At 55.2% G+C, this 1,316-nt stretch carries 1 protein-coding gene; it reads right to left on the bottom strand.

The annotated features are described in order from the left end of the window. Positions 1–171 precede the first annotated feature (171 nt). The gene (gene dapE / locus KDK14_RS00840; RefSeq protein ID WP_257263120.1) at positions 172–1,308 is read right to left on the bottom strand and encodes a succinyl-diaminopimelate desuccinylase; all 1,137 of its coding nucleotides are present in this window, start codon (positions 1,306–1,308) and stop codon (positions 172–174) included. Positions 1,309–1,316 lie beyond the last annotated feature (8 nt).

Consider the following 1,316-nt stretch of genomic DNA (forward strand, 5'->3'; position numbering starts at 1 on the left):
GAAATAGCGTCATGTATCACCTTGGAGCTGTTCACGGTTACAACGCTATCAAAGGTATCGTTAAGCCAGTCAGTAATAGCCTCCAGGGAGAGGTCTTTGGCATAAACTTCAATATCGTCGATTTTGGTGGTGTCGGCTTTTGATGGACCAGGACTGCTCATTGGGGAAACGTCACTTTTCAGTCAGCAAATACTTGAGTATACCCGTATAGATTTCCTGTAGGGTATCAAGATCTTCCGCGTTAACGCATTCATTCACTTTATGGATGGTGGCATTAACCGGGCCGAGTTCTACCACCTGAGCACCAGTAGGGGCAATGAAACGGCCATCGGAGGTGCCGCCGGATGTCGATAACGCCACTGCCATTCCGGTAACGTCCAGTATGGCTTGTTGAGCTGCATTGACCAGGGCACCGGGGCGGGTTAAAAACGGTTGACCACTGAGTTGCCAATCAATATCGTACTCCAGTTGATGGCGATCCAGAATTGCGGTGACTCGTTCCTGAAGCTGCTCAGCGGTCACTTCTGAAGAAAACCGGAAATTGAAACTAACCTGGCACTCACCGGGGATGATATTGCTGGCACCGGCACCGGCCCGGATCTGCCAGATCTGAAAGCTGGTGGGCGGAAAGTATTCATTGCCTTCATCCCAGACCTCCCCGGTCAGGTCGGCAATGGCCGGAGCCACTTGATGAACCGGGTTTCTGGCCAGATGAGGGTAGGCGACATGACCCTGGATACCTTTGACCGTCAGGTGGCCATGGAGTGAGCCACGGCGGCCATTTTTCACCACATCACCCACCCGGTTGGTGCTGGATGGCTCACCAATCAGGCACCAGTCGATTTTCTCGCTGCGGGCAGCAAGGTGCTCAATCACTTTCACCGTACCGTTTTGCGCCGGGCCTTCTTCATCGCTGGTAATCAGGAAGGCTATGGACCCCCGGTGGTCCGGGTGTTCCGCCAGAAAGTCTTCACAGGCCGTGACCATGGCGGCGAGGCTGCCTTTCATATCGGCGGTGCCACGCCCGTGCAGCATTCCGTCGATAATTGTCGGCTGAAACGGCGGGTTATCCCATTTCCCTTCCGGGCCGGTGGGCACCACATCGGTATGTCCGGCAAAGGCGAGCACAGGAGCCTGATCCCCCCTGCGCAGCCAGATATTGTCGACCTCACCGAAACGGAGTCGCTCAACCTTGAAGCCCAATGGCTCCAGTCGGCTGATCATCAGTTCCTGACAGCCCGCATCGTCAGGGGTGACGGAAGCGCGGCTGATGAGGTCAATGGCCAGTTGCAAGGTTTTGGAAGTCATAGTCAGGG

Origin of the sequence: Endozoicomonas sp. ONNA2 (assembly GCF_024606365.1) — a bacterium.
Lineage (GTDB): Bacteria > Pseudomonadota > Gammaproteobacteria > Pseudomonadales > Endozoicomonadaceae > Endozoicomonas.

Bases quoted from the DNA above. Each gene is read 5' to 3' on its own strand.
- dapE (WP_257263120.1), bottom strand. From the start codon at position 1,308: ATGACTTCCAAAACCTTGCAACTGGCCATTGACCTCATCAGCCGCGCT.